16 protein-coding genes are annotated in these 15,055 nt (G+C 65.4%); 11 read left to right on the forward strand and 5 right to left on the reverse strand.

Translation table 11 applies throughout. The annotated features are described in order from the left end of the window. Nucleotides 1–107: 107 nt before the first annotated feature. From ACVWY3_RS13035 to ACVWY3_RS13045, 3 genes are all read right to left on the reverse strand, one after another. A complete protein-coding gene (locus ACVWY3_RS13035; RefSeq protein ID WP_456838803.1) occupies nucleotides 108–638 on the reverse strand; it encodes a hypothetical protein in 531 nt (176 codons plus the stop codon). A gap of 127 nt (nucleotides 639–765) precedes the next feature. After that, complete coding sequence (locus tag ACVWY3_RS13040; protein WP_456838804.1) at nucleotides 766–1,218, reverse strand: DNA polymerase III subunit chi; 453 nt, start codon at nucleotides 1,216–1,218, stop codon at nucleotides 766–768. 6 nt (nucleotides 1,219–1,224) lie between these two features. Then, nucleotides 1,225–2,724: a leucyl aminopeptidase gene (locus tag ACVWY3_RS13045; protein ID WP_456838805.1), complete on the reverse strand. Its 1,500-nt coding sequence runs from the start codon at nucleotides 2,722–2,724 to the stop codon at nucleotides 1,225–1,227. 341 nt (nucleotides 2,725–3,065) lie between these two features. On the opposite strand from ACVWY3_RS13045, the gene lptF reads away from it, so the two are divergent. From lptF to ACVWY3_RS13090, 9 genes are all read left to right on the forward strand, one after another. Next, complete coding sequence (gene lptF / locus ACVWY3_RS13050; protein ID WP_456838806.1) at nucleotides 3,066–4,235, forward strand: LPS export ABC transporter permease LptF; 1,170 nt, start codon at nucleotides 3,066–3,068, stop codon at nucleotides 4,233–4,235. Continuing rightward, entirely contained in the window at nucleotides 4,232–5,329 is a 1,098-nt protein-coding gene (gene lptG / locus ACVWY3_RS13055) for an LPS export ABC transporter permease LptG (protein WP_456838807.1), read from the forward strand. The genes lptF and lptG overlap by 4 nt, the downstream gene beginning before the upstream one ends. Beyond that, complete coding sequence (locus ACVWY3_RS13060; RefSeq protein ID WP_456838808.1) at nucleotides 5,329–7,818, forward strand: LPS-assembly protein LptD; 2,490 nt, start codon at nucleotides 5,329–5,331, stop codon at nucleotides 7,816–7,818. Before lptG ends, ACVWY3_RS13060 begins: the two co-directional genes overlap by 1 nt. A 67-nt stretch (nucleotides 7,819–7,885) precedes the next feature. Next, a complete protein-coding gene (locus tag ACVWY3_RS13065; protein ID WP_456838809.1) occupies nucleotides 7,886–8,821 on the forward strand; it encodes a peptidylprolyl isomerase in 936 nt (311 codons plus the stop codon). Beyond that, on the forward strand, nucleotides 8,821–9,834 hold the full coding sequence (gene pdxA / locus ACVWY3_RS13070; RefSeq protein WP_456838810.1) for a 4-hydroxythreonine-4-phosphate dehydrogenase PdxA: 1,014 nt from the start codon (nucleotides 8,821–8,823) through the stop codon (nucleotides 9,832–9,834). The genes ACVWY3_RS13065 and pdxA overlap by 1 nt, the downstream gene beginning before the upstream one ends. Next, nucleotides 9,834–10,691, forward strand: coding sequence for a 16S rRNA (adenine(1518)-N(6)/adenine(1519)-N(6))-dimethyltransferase RsmA (gene rsmA / locus ACVWY3_RS13075; RefSeq protein WP_456838811.1), 858 nt, complete (start codon nucleotides 9,834–9,836; stop codon nucleotides 10,689–10,691). Before pdxA ends, rsmA begins: the two co-directional genes overlap by 1 nt. A 22-nt stretch (nucleotides 10,692–10,713) precedes the next feature. Beyond that, entirely contained in the window at nucleotides 10,714–11,772 is a 1,059-nt protein-coding gene (locus tag ACVWY3_RS13080) for an alcohol dehydrogenase (RefSeq protein WP_456838812.1), read from the forward strand. A 145-nt stretch (nucleotides 11,773–11,917) separates the two neighbouring features. Further along, complete coding sequence (locus ACVWY3_RS13085; protein ID WP_456843355.1) at nucleotides 11,918–12,073, forward strand: Flp family type IVb pilin; 156 nt, start codon at nucleotides 11,918–11,920, stop codon at nucleotides 12,071–12,073. A 68-nt stretch (nucleotides 12,074–12,141) separates the two neighbouring features. Next, entirely contained in the window at nucleotides 12,142–12,378 is a 237-nt protein-coding gene (locus ACVWY3_RS13090; protein ID WP_456838813.1) for a hypothetical protein, read from the forward strand. 101 nt (nucleotides 12,379–12,479) lie between these two features. Here ACVWY3_RS13090 and ACVWY3_RS13095 read toward each other — a convergent pair whose 3' ends face one another. Next, nucleotides 12,480–13,211 carry a Crp/Fnr family transcriptional regulator gene (locus ACVWY3_RS13095; protein WP_456838814.1) on the reverse strand — a complete coding sequence of 244 codons (732 nt, stop codon included), beginning with the start codon at nucleotides 13,209–13,211 and terminating at the stop codon, nucleotides 12,480–12,482. 155 nt (nucleotides 13,212–13,366) lie between these two features. On the opposite strand from ACVWY3_RS13095, the gene ACVWY3_RS13100 reads away from it, so the two are divergent. Together ACVWY3_RS13100 and ACVWY3_RS13105 are read left to right on the forward strand one after the other, a co-directional pair. Further along, entirely contained in the window at nucleotides 13,367–13,606 is a 240-nt protein-coding gene (locus tag ACVWY3_RS13100; RefSeq protein WP_456838815.1) for a hypothetical protein, read from the forward strand. A 15-nt stretch (nucleotides 13,607–13,621) separates the two neighbouring features. Continuing rightward, nucleotides 13,622–14,323, forward strand: a complete 702-nt coding sequence (locus tag ACVWY3_RS13105; protein WP_456838816.1) for a Crp/Fnr family transcriptional regulator — start codon at nucleotides 13,622–13,624, stop codon at nucleotides 14,321–14,323. 107 nt (nucleotides 14,324–14,430) lie between these two features. Here the strand turns inward: ACVWY3_RS13105 and ACVWY3_RS13110 are convergent, their stop codons facing one another. Beyond that, on the reverse strand, nucleotides 14,431–14,655 hold the full coding sequence (locus ACVWY3_RS13110; RefSeq protein ID WP_456838817.1) for a hypothetical protein: 225 nt from the start codon (nucleotides 14,653–14,655) through the stop codon (nucleotides 14,431–14,433). Nucleotides 14,656–15,055 lie beyond the last annotated feature (400 nt).

Here is a 15,055-nt window from a genome sequence, read left to right on the forward strand (position 1 = left end):
GCGCCGCAGAGCCGGGGCCCAGAAATCCGCGCGCAGGCTGAAGCATGGGTCCTGGCTCAGCGGCGCGTCATTTCATGACGCGACGCGTCCGGGACACGAGCATTCACTTACGCCGACTTCTTCTTTGCCTTCGGCTTGGTCGCCTTCGGCACGACCTGCGGCTCGGGATTGCCCTCGATCGAGGACAGGCGGCCGGACGTGAAGGTGTAGATGCCCGCGCGCGGACCGGTCGTCCAGGTCACCACGGCGACGCGGCGGCCGGCGGCATCGTTGGAGAGGTTGACGCTCGAGGGCGCACCGATGCCGCGCACGACATCGCATTCGGTGTGGCCGAGCGCGACCGTGCCGCCGCCGGGCGCCGGTGCGGTCGTCGACGCGTTGGCATCGGCAGGTCCCGGAGCCGGCGCCATGCCGGGACAAGCGCCGTCGGCGCTGACCAGATCCTCTGCCGTCACCGGCTTGTCGGGCGTCAGCGGCGGCGACTCGATCGAGATGCTCTTGATGAAGAGGCGCCCCGGCCGCTGGAACCACTCGGCATCCTTCGACAGCAGATCGGTCCCGCCCGAACAGCCCGCGACCAGCGGCGCCAGGACTGCGAGCGCAATTATGAGCGAGCTGGGAAGCTTTTGATGTCGCACGATAAACTAAATTCCCCGCGTGAAGGACGAGCCCTAAGCGTTTGTCCGAACATCACTTTGCGGCACGAAATTGACCAAAGCCAGCCTCGCCCGAAAAGTGCAAATTATCCTTAATTGCGATGCACCGCTAATTCCGGCGCTGCCACCGGCCCCGCTCGTCGGCCTGCCAATAGGTGACATCAAATCCCCGCGCCTTGCAATCCGTCCAGGCGCTGCGCGCAAGCGCCAGGGCATCCGGATCGTCCCCGTCGAACAGCAACACCATCCGCTCATAGCCCTGCGCGTCCTGCGGCAGCGCGGCGTTGTCGATCAGGAAGCGGACATTGGCGCCGTTCGGATTGTCCTCCGCAATCGCCAGTAGGATCGGCTGATCGGCGGCATCATTCACGCGCCATGTCGCGTGCGGCAGGAAGGAATCGTCGCGATAGGTCCATAAATGCGCGTCGAGTGCATCGGCGCGCTCCTCCGACGTCGACTGCACGACCACGCGCCAGCCGCGCTCGAGCGATTTCTCGAGAAGCGGCGGCAACACGCTCTCCACCGTCATGTTTTGCAGATGATAGAACAGCACTTCAGTCATCGTGGATCATTTGCGCTCGTAGTGATCGGCCACCAGGCGATCCAGCAGGCGGACGCCGTAGCCGCTTCCCCAGCTCTGGTTGATGTCGGTCTTCGGCGCGCCCATCGCAGTGCCGGCGATATCGAGATGCGCCCACGGGGTGCCGTCGACGAAGCGCTGCAGGAACTGCGCCGCGGTGATCGAGCCGCCGTGACGGCCGCCGGTGTTCTTCATGTCGGCGAACTGGGAGTCGATCAGCTTGTCATATTCGGGACCGAGTGGCATGCGCCAGACCTTCTCCCCGCTCTCGATACCCGCCGCGAGCAGGCGCTCGGCCAGTTCGTCATTGTTGGAGAACATGCCGGCATGCTCGGTGCCGAGCGCGACCATGATCGCGCCGGTGAGCGTGGCGAGATCCACCATGAATTTCGGCTTGACCCTCTTCGCGACGTACCAGAGCACGTCGGCCAGCACGAGGCGCCCCTCCGCGTCGGTGTTGATGATCTCGATGGTCTGGCCCGACATCGAGGTGACGATGTCGCCCGGCCGCTGCGCGTTGCCGTCCGGCATGTTCTCGACGAGGCCAATGGCGCCGACCACGTTGGCCTTGGCTTTGCGCGCCGCCAGCGCATGGATCAGGCCGACGACGCAAGCCGCGCCACCCATGTCGCCCTTCATGTCCTCCATGCTGCCGGCCGGCTTGATCGAGATGCCGCCGGTGTCGAAGCAGACGCCCTTGCCGACGAAGGCGACCGGCGCATCGCCCTTCTTGCCCCCGTCCCAGCGCATGATCACGGTCCGGCTCGGCCGCGCCGAGCCCTGGCCGACGCCGAGCAGCGCGCCCATGCCGAGCTTCTGCATCGCCTTGACGTCGAGCACCTCGACCTTGACGCCGAGCTTGCGGAGCTGGCTCGCGCGGCGCGCGAATTCCTCGGGGTAGAGCACGTTCGGCGGCTCGTTGACGAGGTCGCGCGCGATGATCACGCCGTCGACGACATGGCCGGCCGAGGCGAACGCCTTCTTGGCCGCACCTGCATCGCCCACCGCGAGCGAGATGTCGGCGCGCAAGCCGCGCTCCTCGCCGTCCTTCTTCTTGGTCTTGTAGCGGTCGAACTTGTAGGCTCGCAGCCGCAGGCCCGAGGCGATCGCTACCGCCTGCTCGCTTGTCATGGCGCCATCAGGCAATTCCGCCATGATGGTCATGGCGGTGGCCTCGGCAGAGAGCTTGCTGGCGGCGACGCCACCGAATTTGAGGAAATCGTTCGCCTTCAGGCTTGCCGCCTTGCCGGCGCCGATCACGACTAGGCGGCTGGCCTTCACCCCCTCCGGCGCCAGGATGTCGAGCGCCGCGCCGCTTTTGCCCTTGAAGCCGGCGGTGGATGCCGCCCGCTTCACCAGATCGGTCGCGCCGCCGAGCGCCTTGGCCGTCGCTGGTCCCAGCTTCAGGGCGTCGTCGCAGAACACCACGAGGATGCCACGGGGGGCGGCAGACAACGGGACGAAGCCGACCTTGATGGCATCGGACATGGGTAACTCCTTCAAAACATCAGGCTTTTCGCCCTTCCTCGACCCCCGGTAAGGGGGCCGGAGCTGAATGGCGATTCACTGCACTGTGCGCACTATGGGCCACCGGCGCGGCAGATGCCAAGCCGCGCCGTGGCCGCCCGGCCACAACGGGCGAAATATTAACCATATGTTGAGGGTGCCACGGGGCAGCCATTTTGTTGACGGATCAAAGGGATGGTAGTGAGAAAGTAAGCCGGCGGAAGAACTGTTGGTCCGACCTTGGGGAATCCCCTTCCGGGATTGGTTGGTCAGATGAAATTCCGGCCTGAGTTGGGGACTTGGTGGGATTCGTGCGATAGCGCATGGGGTCGATCGATAGGTATATATTCCGCACGACGCTGGCGTCGTTTGCGCTGGTCCTGGTCAGCCTTACCGGCGTGATCTGGATTACGCAGGCGTTGCGCGGCATCGACCTGATGACGAGCCAGGGTCAGACCATCCTGACCTTCCTCGGCATCACCAGCCTCGTCGTGCCGGCGCTCGTGCTGATCATCTCGCCGATCGCGCTGATGATCGCGATCTCGCACACGCTGAACAAGCTCGCGACCGATTCCGAGATCATCGTGATGAATGCCGCCGGCTTCTCGCCGTTCCGGCTGTTCTATCCGTTCTTCTACGCCACTTGCGTGGTGGCGGCGCTCGTCGCCTTCATCGCGGCCTATCTCGCCCCCGACGGCATGCGGCGGATCAAGCAGTGGGACGCCGAGATCACCGCCGACGTGCTCACCAACATCCTGCAGCCGGGCCGCTTCGCCCAGCTCGACAAGAACCTGACGATCCGGATCCGCGAGCGCCAGCCCGGCGGCATCCTCGCTGGCATCTTCATCGACGACCGCCGCGATCCGAACGAGCGCATCTCGATCGTCGCCGAGCACGGCGAGGTGGTGAAGAACGAGAACGGCTCGTTCCTGGTGCTGAAGGACGGCAATCTCCAGCGGTTCGAGGCCGGCAAGCGCGATCCTGCGCTGGTGGCATTCGGCCGCTACGGCTTCGACATGTCGAAGTTCGGCAACCAGGGCCGTGACGTCACGCTCGGCATCCGCGAGCGCTATCTCTGGGAGCTGTTCTCGCCGTCCGACGATGACCCCGTCTACAAGCAGATTCCCGGGCAGTTCCGCTCGGCCCTGCATGACAACCTCCTGGCGCCGATTTACCCGTTTGCCTTTGCCGTGCTGACCTTCGCCTTCCTCGGCGCGCCTCGCACCACCCGCCAGAGCCGCAATTTCTCGATCGGCTCCTCGATCCTCGCGGTGTTCGGCCTGCGCATGGCGGGCTTTGCCTGCTCGGTGATGGCGGTGAAATCGCCGGGCCCGGTCGCGGTCCAATACGCCATGGTTCTCGGTGCCATCGGCGTCGGGCTGTGGATGATCATCGGCGGTATCGTCGTCGAGCCGCCTCCCGGTCTCATGGAAGCCATCAACAAATCGAACGCCCGCATCGCGCGGCTGTTTGGACGGCCGGCCACCGCATGAGCATGCTCACCAATACGCTCGGGCGCTATTTCGCCGGACGCTTCGTCGTCGCGGCGCTCGGCGTGTTCGTGAGCATCTTCCTGCTGCTGGTGCTGGTCGACTACATCGAGATGGTGCGCAAGACCTCCGGCCTTGCCTCCGCTTCCGCGCTGATGGTGGCCGAGACCTCGCTGTTCCGGGTGCCGCAGCTGCTGGAGAAGCTGACGCCGTTCTGCATGCTGATCGGCGCCATGACCTGCTATCTCGCCCTCTCCCGCCGGCTCGAGCTCGTGGTTGCGCGCGCCGCCGGCATCTCGGCCTGGCAGTTCATCTCCCCCGCGCTCGGCAGCGCGCTGCTGATCGGGGTGATCGCCACCGTCGCCTATAATCCGATGTCGGCGAACTTGCGCGAGCTCTCCAAGCGCATGGAAGCCGAGCTGTTCGGCTCGGCGCCGGGCGGCGGCATCCAGGACGCCACCGGTTTCTGGCTCAACCAGGTCACCAGCGACGGCCAGACCATCATCAATGCCGCGCGGAGCGAGCAGCAGGGCGTGCGCCTCACCGGGCTCACGCTGTTCCGATTCGACACAGATCAGCACTTCAAGGAGCGGATCGAGGCGCGTGAAGCCACCCTCGAGTCCGGCCACTGGCTGTTCAGGGGCGTCCGCCGCTTCACGCTGGACTCACCGCCGGTCGACCAGGCGACGTTGGAGATTCCGACGACGCTGACCGAGGCGCAGGTCCGCAACAGCTTTTCCACACCCGAGACTGTGTCCTTTTGGCAACTACCGAGCTACATCCGCTCGTCGGAGAGCTCGGGCTTCGCGACAGCCGGATACCGACTCCAGTATCAAAAGCTCCTGGCGCAGCCGTTTTTGCTGGCTGCCATGGTGATGCTCGCGGCCTCCGTGTCGTTGCGCTTCTTCCGGATGGGCGGCGTGCAGAAGATGGTTTTGAGTGGCGTGGGCGCAGGCTTTCTGCTCTACGTTCTATCGAAAGTGACTGAAGACTTGAGCAAGGCTGAGTTGATGCATCCGATCGCTGCGGCGTGGTTGCCCGTGGTGGTGGGCGGCCTCACCGGCTTTTTGGCCTTGTTGTACCAGGAGGACGGTTAGTGACTGCCGTCCGTCGAGGACCCGTGTCTCGTTTGACGCGGCGCACTGTGGTGCGCGCGAACGGGTGCGGTTTGTCCATCCGCAGGCTCCTGCTCGCCGTCGTCACGGCTGCCTCGTTCGGCGGCCTGATCGACGTCGCCACGGTGACACCGGCCGCGGCCCAGGGCTTCACCTACAATCCGCTGCCGCCGCGTCCGAAGCCGCCGAAGGTCGCCAACGACAACCAGATGCTGGTGCAAGCGACCGAGGTCGATTACGACTACAACAATTCGCGCGTCTCCGCGGTCGGCAACGTCCAGCTGTTCTACAACGGCACCAGCGTCGAGGCCGACAGGGTCATCTACGACCAGAAGACCAAGCGGCTGCATGCCGAGGGCAACATCCGCATGACGGATGCCGACGGCAAGATCACCTATGCCGAGATCATGGATCTCTCCGACGACTACCGCGACGGTTTCGTCGATTCGCTGCGCGTGGACACCGCCGACCAGACCCGCATGGCCGCGAGCCGCGCCGACCGCTCCAGCGGCAATTACACGGTGTTCGAGAACGGCGTCTACACCGCCTGCGCACCGTGTAAGGACGATCCGAAGAAGCCGCCGCTCTGGCAGGTCAAGGGTGCCCGCATCATCCACGACCAGCAGGAGAAGATGCTGTATTTCGAGACGGCGCAGCTCGAATTCTTCGGCGTGCCGCTCGCCTACATGCCCTATTTCTCGACGCCCGACCCGACCGTGAAGCGCAAGACCGGCTTCCTGATGCCGGGCTTCACGTCCAACACGCCGTTCGGCTACGGCGTCGAAATCCCGTTCTACTGGGCGATCGCGCCCGACATGGACCTGACCTTCAACCCGCGCATCACCACCAAGCAGGGCGTGCTGTTCCAGGCCGAATACCGCCAGCGGCTGATGGACGGCGCCTATCAGATCCGCCTCTACGGCATCGACCAGCTCGACCCGGGTGCGCTCGCCGGTCAACCCGGCGACCGCCAGTTCCGCGGCGCCGTCGACACCAAGGGCCAGTTCGCGCTGAACGACAAGTGGGTCTGGGGTTGGGACGGCGTCCTGATGTCCGACTACTATTTCTTCTCGGACTACCGGTTGTCGCAGTACCGCGATCCCATGGGTTCGTTCCTCTATCTGCCGACCGACGCGCTGTCGCAGCTCTATCTGACCGGCGTCGGCAACCGCAGCTTCTTCGACGCGCGCACGATGTACTGGCTGAGCTATTCGGGCAACCAGAGCCAGGTGCCGGTCGTCTACCCCGTGATCGATTATTCGAACGTACTGAACTATCCGGTGTTCGGCGGCGAGTTCAGCTACAGGACCAATTTCGTCAACCTGTCGCGTGACAGCGCGGTGTTCGATCCGATCACGACGATCGCCAACACCGCCGGCCTGTGCACGACCACGTCGGCCGATCCGCTCGCCCGCACGCCGTCGCAGTGCCTGCTGCGCGGCTTCCCCGGCACCTACACGCGCCTCACGGCCGAAGCGCAGTGGCGCAAATCCTACACCGATCCGTTCGGCGAGATCTGGACCCCGTTCGCGATTCTGCGCGCCGACGCGGTCAACTCCTCGGTCTCCAATCAGCCCGGCGTGTCGAACTACCTGCCGGTCGGCGACACCCAGGCGTTCCGCCTGATGCCGACCGTGGGTCTCGAATACCGCTACCCCTTCATCAACGTTCAACCCTGGGGCTCGACCACCGTCGAGCCGATCGCGCAGATCATCATCCGACCGAACGAGACCTATGCCGGCAGGTTCCCCAATGAGGACGCCCAGAGCATGGTGTTCGACGCCTCGAACCTGTTCAGCGTCGACAAGTTCTCCGGCTACGACCGCGTCGAGGGCGGCGGCCGCGCCAATGTCGGCGTCCAGGCCACCACCCAGTTCGACAGGGGCGGTGCCGTCAAGGTGTTGTTCGGCCAGTCCTACCAGCTGTTCGGCCTGAACTCCTACGCGGTCCAGGACTCCACCAATACCGGTCTTGAGTCCGGCCTCGACAAGCCGCGGTCCGACTATGTCGCGAGCGCCGCCTACTCGCCCAACAGCACCTATACGTTCAGCGTCCGCTCCCGCATGGACGAGCAGACCTGGAACGTGCAGCGCTTCGAGGCCGAAGGCCGCGCCAACTTCAATCGCTGGTCGATGAGCGTGATGTACGGCAATTATGCCGCACAGCCGGAACTCGGCTATCTGACCCGCCGCGAGGGCATCCTGACCTCGGGCTCGATCAAGGTCGCGGCCAACTGGGTGGTCACGGGCTCGGCGCGCTGGGACCTCGAGGCCAACAAGATCAACCAATATGTGCTCGGCGCCGGCTATGTCGACGATTGCTTCGTGCTGGCGGCGAACTATGTAACTTCGTACAGCTATTCGGCGGGCACCACGCCGCCCGTGCTGAGCCACGCGTTTATGTTCCAGATCGGCCTGCGTACCCTGGCGACGTCGACAGGCAGCAGCAGCAGTTCCGCCGGCCTCCAGTGAACGGTTTGAAGTCCCGGCCGCGTTGCCTCTTCGCAGGCTCACGACGGCGGACATGCGAGCGACACTCATGACGACCCCATTGCCTGTCTTCCGCTTCCTCCTCGCCATCGGTGCCGGGCTGCTGCTGACCGGCCTCTCCTCGCCGTCGCGGGCGCAGAACATCGTCGTCATGGTCAACGGCGATCCGATCACCGATTTCGATATCGAGCAGCGCTCCAAGCTCGACCAGCTGACGACGCAGAAGACGCCGAGCCGGCAGGAGGTCATCAACGAGCTGATCGACGACAAGGTGAAGATCAAGGAAGGCAAGAAGTACGGCGTCGACCCCGGTGTCTCCGACATCAACCAGTCCTACGACGGCATGGCGCAGCGCATGCGCATCTCGGCGGAGCAGCTCACCAAGTCGCTCGAGGCCAAGGGCGTCCGCCCCGAGACGCTGAAGGGCCGGATGAAGGCCGAGATGGTCTGGACCAGCCTCGTGCGCGGCCGCTTCAAGGAGAAGCTGATGGTCGGCGAGAAGGACGTCGCCGACAAGGTGCGCGAAGCCGGCAACGAGAAGCTCCAGATCGAGGGCACCGAATACAAGATGCAGCCGATCGTGCTGATCGTGCCGCGGGGCTCGTCCCAGGGGTTCATCGAGACCCGGCACAAGGAGGCCGAGGGCTACCGCGCCCGCGTCGGGAGCTGCGAGGAAGCCAATTCGCTGTTCCGCTCGACCCCGAACGCCACCATCCGCGAGAGCGTCACCAAGACCACCGCGGACCTGCCCGAGGCGCTGCGCAAGGTGCTCGACGACACGCCGGTCGGCCACCTGACCCCGCCCGAAGTGACCAGGGCCGGCATCGAGATGGTGGTGCTATGCTCGCGCAAGCCGACCACGATCGACACGCCGAAGAAGCGCGAGATCCGCGAGAAGATGTATCAGGAGAAGTACGAGAAGACCCAGAAGGCCTATCTCGACGAGCTCCGCAAGGCCGCGATGATCGAATATCGCAACCGCTGATGGCCACCGCCCCGACAAAGCCCCTCGCCCTCACCCTGGGAGAGCCCGCCGGCATTGGCCCCGACATCACCATCGCCGCCTGGCTCCGCCGCCGCGAGCTGAACCTGCCCGCCTTCTACCTGCTCGGCGATGAGGCCTTGCTCGCCCGCCGCGCCAAGGCGCTCGGCGCCGATCTCAGGATCGCCGCGGTGAGCCCCGCTGAGGCCGCGGCCGCCTTCACCGACGCTCTGCCCGTGGTTGCGACCGGCGAGCGTGCGAGCGCCGAGCCCGGCACGCCCGACACATCGAGCGCGCCGGCCGCGCTCGCCTCGATCCGACAAGCGGTCGCGGATGTCCGCGCGGGCCGCGCCGGCGCCGTCGTCACCAACCCGATCGCCAAGAGCGTGCTCTACCGCGCCGGCTTCCGTCATCCCGGCCACACCGAATTCCTCGCGGAGCTTGCCGCGGAGAACGGCCGCGTGCCGCAGCCGGTGATGATGCTGTGGTCGCCGCGGCTCGCGGTCGTACCCGTGACCATCCACGTCGCCTTGCGCGATGCGCTGACCCAGCTGACGAGCGAGCTGATCGTCTCCACCGTTCGTATCGTCGCGACCGAGCTGAAATCCCGCTTCGGCATCGTGCAGCCGCGGATCGCGATCTCTGGCCTCAATCCGCATGCCGGCGAAGACGGCTCGCTTGGCCATGAGGAGCAGACGGTGATCGCGCCGGCGCTCAAGGTTCTGCGCAACGACGGCATCGAGGCCAAGGGCCCGCTGCCCGCCGACACCATGTTCCACGACGCTGCGCGCGCCAGCTATGACTGCGCGGTCTGCATGTATCACGACCAGGCGCTGATCCCAATCAAGACGGTCGCGTTCGACGACGCCGTCAACGTCACGCTTGGCCTACCCTTCATTCGCACCTCGCCCGATCACGGCACCGCCTTCGACATCGCCGGCACCGGCAAAGCCAATCCGGCCAGCCTGATCGCGGCGCTTCAGCTCGCAGGCCGCATGGCGGCTGCCAAGCCCTGATGAGCGCGATCGACGACCTCCCGCCACTGCGCGAGGTCATTCGCCAGCACGCGCTGTCGGCCCGCAAATCGCTCGGCCAGAATTTTCTGCTCGACCTCAACCTCACCGCGCGCATCGCGCGTGCGGCGGCGCCGCTCGAAGATTCCACCATCGTCGAGATCGGCCCCGGCCCCGGCGGGCTGACCCGCGCGCTGCTCGCGCTCGGCGCGAGGCGCGTCATCGCCATCGAGCATGACGAGCGTGCGATTCCGGCGCTGGAAGATATTTCCGCGCGCTATCCTGATAGGCTCGAGATCGTGCATGGCGATGCCATGACCTTCGATCCGCGCCCTCTGCTGTCGGATGAACGGGCGAAGATCGTCGCCAATTTGCCCTACAACATCGCGACCCAGCTCTTGATCAACTGGCTCACAATCGAGCCGTGGCCGCCCTGGTACGACATGATGGTGCTGATGTTCCAGCGCGAGGTCGGCGAGCGCATCGTCGCGCGCGAGGACGAGGAAGCCTATGGCCGGCTCGGCGTGCTCGCCAACTGGCGCTGCGAGACCAAGATCCTGTTCGACATTTCGCCGTCGGCCTTCGTGCCGCCGCCGAAGGTCACCTCGTCCGTCGTGCGTCTTGTGCCGCGCCCAGAACCGCTGCCGTGCGATCGCAGGCTGCTCGAGCAGGTCGCGGCCGCAGCTTTCGGCCAGCGCCGCAAGATGCTGCGGCAAAGCCTGAAGTCACTCGGCGTCGATCCGGCGCAACTTGCGCAAGCGGCCGGCGTCGATGCGACGCGACGCGCCGAGACCATTCCCATCTCCGGCTTTGTTGCCATGGCACGTGAATTGGCCGATATACGCAGCGAAGCTGAGTAACAAGAATTTCGGAGGAAGGAATATGGCGCTGATGCGTCGGCAATCCCTGGTCAAGTTCGATGCGCCGCTGTGCGAGACCATCGTCGAGACGCCCAAGCCGCAAGGACGCGAGGTGCTGGTGCGCATCGAGCGCTGCGGCCTCTGCCATTCCGACCTGCACATCCAGGACGGCTATGCCGATCTCGGCGGCGGCAAGAAGCTCGACACCACGCGCGGCATGACGCTGCCGTTCACGCTCGGTCACGAGATCGCAGGAATCGTCGACGAGGTCGGTCCGGACGTGCCGGCTGGGCTCGTCGGCGCCAGGAAGGCGGTCTTCCCCTGGATCGGCTGCGGCCAGTGCCGCGATTGCGCCAATGGCGACGAGAACCTCTGCGCGAAGCAGCGCTTCCTCGGCGTCTCCATCGACGGCGGCTTCGCCACCCACGTGCTGGTGCCCGACGCAAAATACCTGCTCGACTATGATCCCCTGCCCGTCAACCAGGCCGCGACATTGATGTGCTCGGGCGTCACCGCCTATGGTGCGCTCAAGCGCCTGGTCGACCGTCCGCGTCAGCGTAACCTCCTGCTGATCGGTCTCGGCGGCGTCGGCATGATGGGCCTGTCGTTCGCGCAGGCCATGTTCAAGCAGACGATCACGGTCGCCGATCTCTCGCCGGCCGCGCGCGAGACCGCGCTGAGGAATGGCGCAGCCCTCGCCTACGATCCGTCCGAGCCCGACGTGATCAGGCGCATCCTGAAAGAGACCGAGGGCGGATTCGACGAGGTCGTCGACTTCGCCGGCAACGAGAAATCGATGGCGTTCGCCGTGGCCGTGGCCGCGCGCGGCGGCAAGGTCGTGGTCTCCGGCCTGATGGGCGGCCAGTTCACGCTGCCGATGGTGCAATGGGTCTACAAGCGCCTCACCGTCGAGGGCTTCATGGTCGGCACGCTCGCTGAAGCCCACGAGCTGATGGCGCTCGCCCGCGCCGGCAAGATCAGGCCGCCTCCGATGCGCGAGGAGCCGATGGGCGACGTGCAGAAATGGATCGACGAATTGCGCGCCGGCAAGGTCGTCGGCCGCATCGTGCTGAAGAACTGAGGGTGCAATTCGCGGCGAGGCGCAGGGTTTCTCTTGCGCAATCAACTCGGAATTGGCGGCAAGGCGGGGTTCCGAATTGGGGAACCTCGCGCATGCGGATTACTGTCCTCCAGCTTGCTTGCGGAATTCTGGTGAGACCGTATAGATCATCCGGCGCTTCCTGGCCGACGAGTCCGGCGCCACCGCGATCGAATACGGCTTGATCGCTGGAGGTATCGCGCTGGCGATCATCGCGGTCATCAACAATCTCGGCACGTCGCTCAAAACGAAGTTCGGCTCGAGCAGCAGCTCGCTGAAGTAACACTCGACTTTTGTGCTCAGGGCACGATCCCGCGCGGAACGGCTGGGACTGCTCCGCGTTGGCAGCGCATGTCCATCCGCTGCACCGTCGAAAGCGCATTCTTCATCGCCTGGAGCGCCCTCGAGAAGAGCGGCGAGCTCGGTGCTCCCGACGAGTCCGCCAACGTCATTCTCGACGCGATCGAAGCGCAGCTCAGGCTCGGCGAACGCCGGCAGCTGATGCTCGCCAACCGGGCGATCGATGCCTACCGCGCGCATGCGGCGCAGCGAAGATTCTTGCAGGATTGCGAAGCACGGTTCGGGTGACAACCGCGGCGCCCTCGGCCCGTGCAACGCGGCCCATCCGTTCGAGCAGCGCGCCGCCAAATGGATCCTCGCGGCGCAGGAGCGCCTCAGGCGTCGTGCGCTCACCGCGACGACTGCTGCTTCAGATGCAGATAGGCCGGATTGAAATCCCCGAGCCGCTGCAATTCGCGCCATTTCAGCACGATCAGCTGGCCCTCGCGCAGATCCATGGCGCCGGTCCGCCGGAGTTCGGCGAGCGTCCGGTTGACGGTCGCAATCGCCATGCCCAGCGCCTCGCCGAGCTGGATGAGACTGATCGGCACGCGGCAGCGGTTGCCGCGCACGAGCTGCGCGGCGCGGGCGCGGTAGAACAGCTCGCAGAACAGATGCGCCATGCGCGCCTGCATCGGCCGGGCACTGTTGTTGGTGATGGCCTCGCGAAAGATGGCGGCGTCGCGCAGCGTCTCGCGCCACACCGCCATTCCAAACGTCGGCCGCCGCCGGAAGGCGATGAACAGTTCGCGATGCGGGATGAAGGCGACCGTGGCGGGCCCAAGCGCACAGAGCGCATGGTCCATCTGGTCGATGAACAAGCCCTGGGAGTCCGGCAGGTCTCCGGACAGATGGAACGCGAGATATTGCCGCCGCCCGCTGCCGAGCAGGTGGTAGCGCGCCACCGTGCCGGAGACGACCAGCGCCGAATGCTGGGGCGCGTCGCCCTGCCGGATGAAATCCTCGTTCGGCGCGAAATCGCGCTGGGTGAAGGTGAGCGCGCGGATCTCGGCGACATCCTCCCCGGTCAGCTTGGTGTGCTCGCCGAGGTTCCGGATCAGTACGTCGTGGGCTCTTTCCATGGCAGCCGCCAAAAATCCCGCCGGTTCTATCAAATGATACGTCAGGCCTGCGTTCAGCGGACTAGAACGCGAACCGGAAGCACAGGTTGCTAAAGGGGTCGCGACGACGCCGCATCGCCCCTCCCGTCACCCCCGATTGCGGATCGAGCCGCCCCATGAGCCCTACGACTATCCTGGAGCGCGTCTGCCGCCTGTTCGCAGCGGATCCGGACGAGCACCTCGACAGCATCAGCGACGCCCTCGCAAACGGCACGGTGGCCGAGCCGCTCCGGCCGATGTCGGACCACGAGCTGGCCCGCGCCGTCCGCGAGTTCCGCAGCCTGCCCGTCTCCGACTGGACCATCGCCAAGCTGTCGCGGCGCCTGCGCGAGGCTCCCGTGCCGCGGGACGGCTGAGGCGCGTCTTCCCTCATGCCGCATCTGAAGTTCATCGCGCGTCTCCAGGCGATCGAAGGTCTCTCCGAAAACGAACGGCGGCAGATCGCCGGCCTGCCGTCGACGCTGCGCCAGGTCGCGGATGGCGAGATCGTGCTGCGCCAGGGCGAAGCCGCCTCGCGTTGTGTATTCGTCGCCAGCGGCTTCCTCTACCAGGCCCGCATCGTTGGTGACCGCACCCAGATCCTGTCCTTCCACGTGCCCGGCGACATGCCGTGCCTGCACACGCTGCTGGTCTCGCCCATGGACGCCGATCTCGTCGGTCTTGGACCATCGGTCGTCGGGTATGTCGCGCACGCCCAGCTCAAGCAGCTGCTCGACGACTCCTTGCATCTGACCCGCGCCTTCTGGCGCGAGACGCTGATCGATGCGGCGATCTCGCGGCGATGGATCGCGCGCCTCGGCGCCCAGGCGGCCCTGCCCAAGGTCGCCCATCTCATTTGCGAGCTCGCCGCAAGGCTCGAGATCGTCGGCCTCGTCACCGACGGCTGCTTCCAGATGCCGATGACACAGCGACACGTTGCTGACGCCTGCGGCCTGTCGATCGTCCACGTCAACCGCACCATCCAGGAGCTACGGCATCGCGGCCTGATCGCGTGGGAGGGCAGCGAGATCAGGCTGCTCGAGCGCGACGAGCTGCAAGCGCTCGCCGATTTCAGACCGGACTACCTGAGCTGAAGCGCGGTCGGACGCGTGCGGGGCTAGCCGCCTTGTCGAATTTCCTTCCGCTGCGTCTCGACGTTCTCCGGGGTAAAGCCGCAGGATGGGGGAGCCGTTGCGAACGCCTACTTCTTCTTGTCGCGCGTCCTGAGTTCTTTGGATGCATCTTTCGTCTCGGGTGGGTTTACCCGATTGGGGTTCATGCCTGTGGTGTCCATCGCCCCTTTCTCCGTGGCACCGTTGGTATTTTCCGGCCTGTCCATGCCGGTTTGCGGAGCCGGACCCGTATTCTGGGCGATGACCGGCCCAGACATGGCTGCAAATGCCATCGCGGCAACGAGCATTTTCATGGGCATCTCCCTCGTCTAATGGATGACGTGGCCGCGCGGGAGTTGTTCCCCAGCATTCGTCCGTCGCGCACGAGCTGCCAAAGCAAGCGTGGTGATAGCGAGTGGATCCTCTGCAACGATGGTCCTCGCGGATCGGCGGTAAGGGCGAGGCATCGCCTCATGATGATGTCGCGTCAGCCGCAATCCAACGATGGCCGACATGATAAACTTCCTAATCTGGAACCAGACGCACGTCGGAGGAGCGCAACCATGGCTCCGCGCACTCATTTCTGGATGCTTGCGCGCGCCCAACCGCGAGGATGCTTGATTTAAGTCAAATCAGGCACTGGTGAGAAGCTGAGGTTCTCGGACAGGCGCCGATCCACATGGCGCGGAAATCGCGTCGGTGTTGCACGGCAGC

This window comes from Bradyrhizobium sp. USDA 4486 (genome assembly GCF_054057995.1).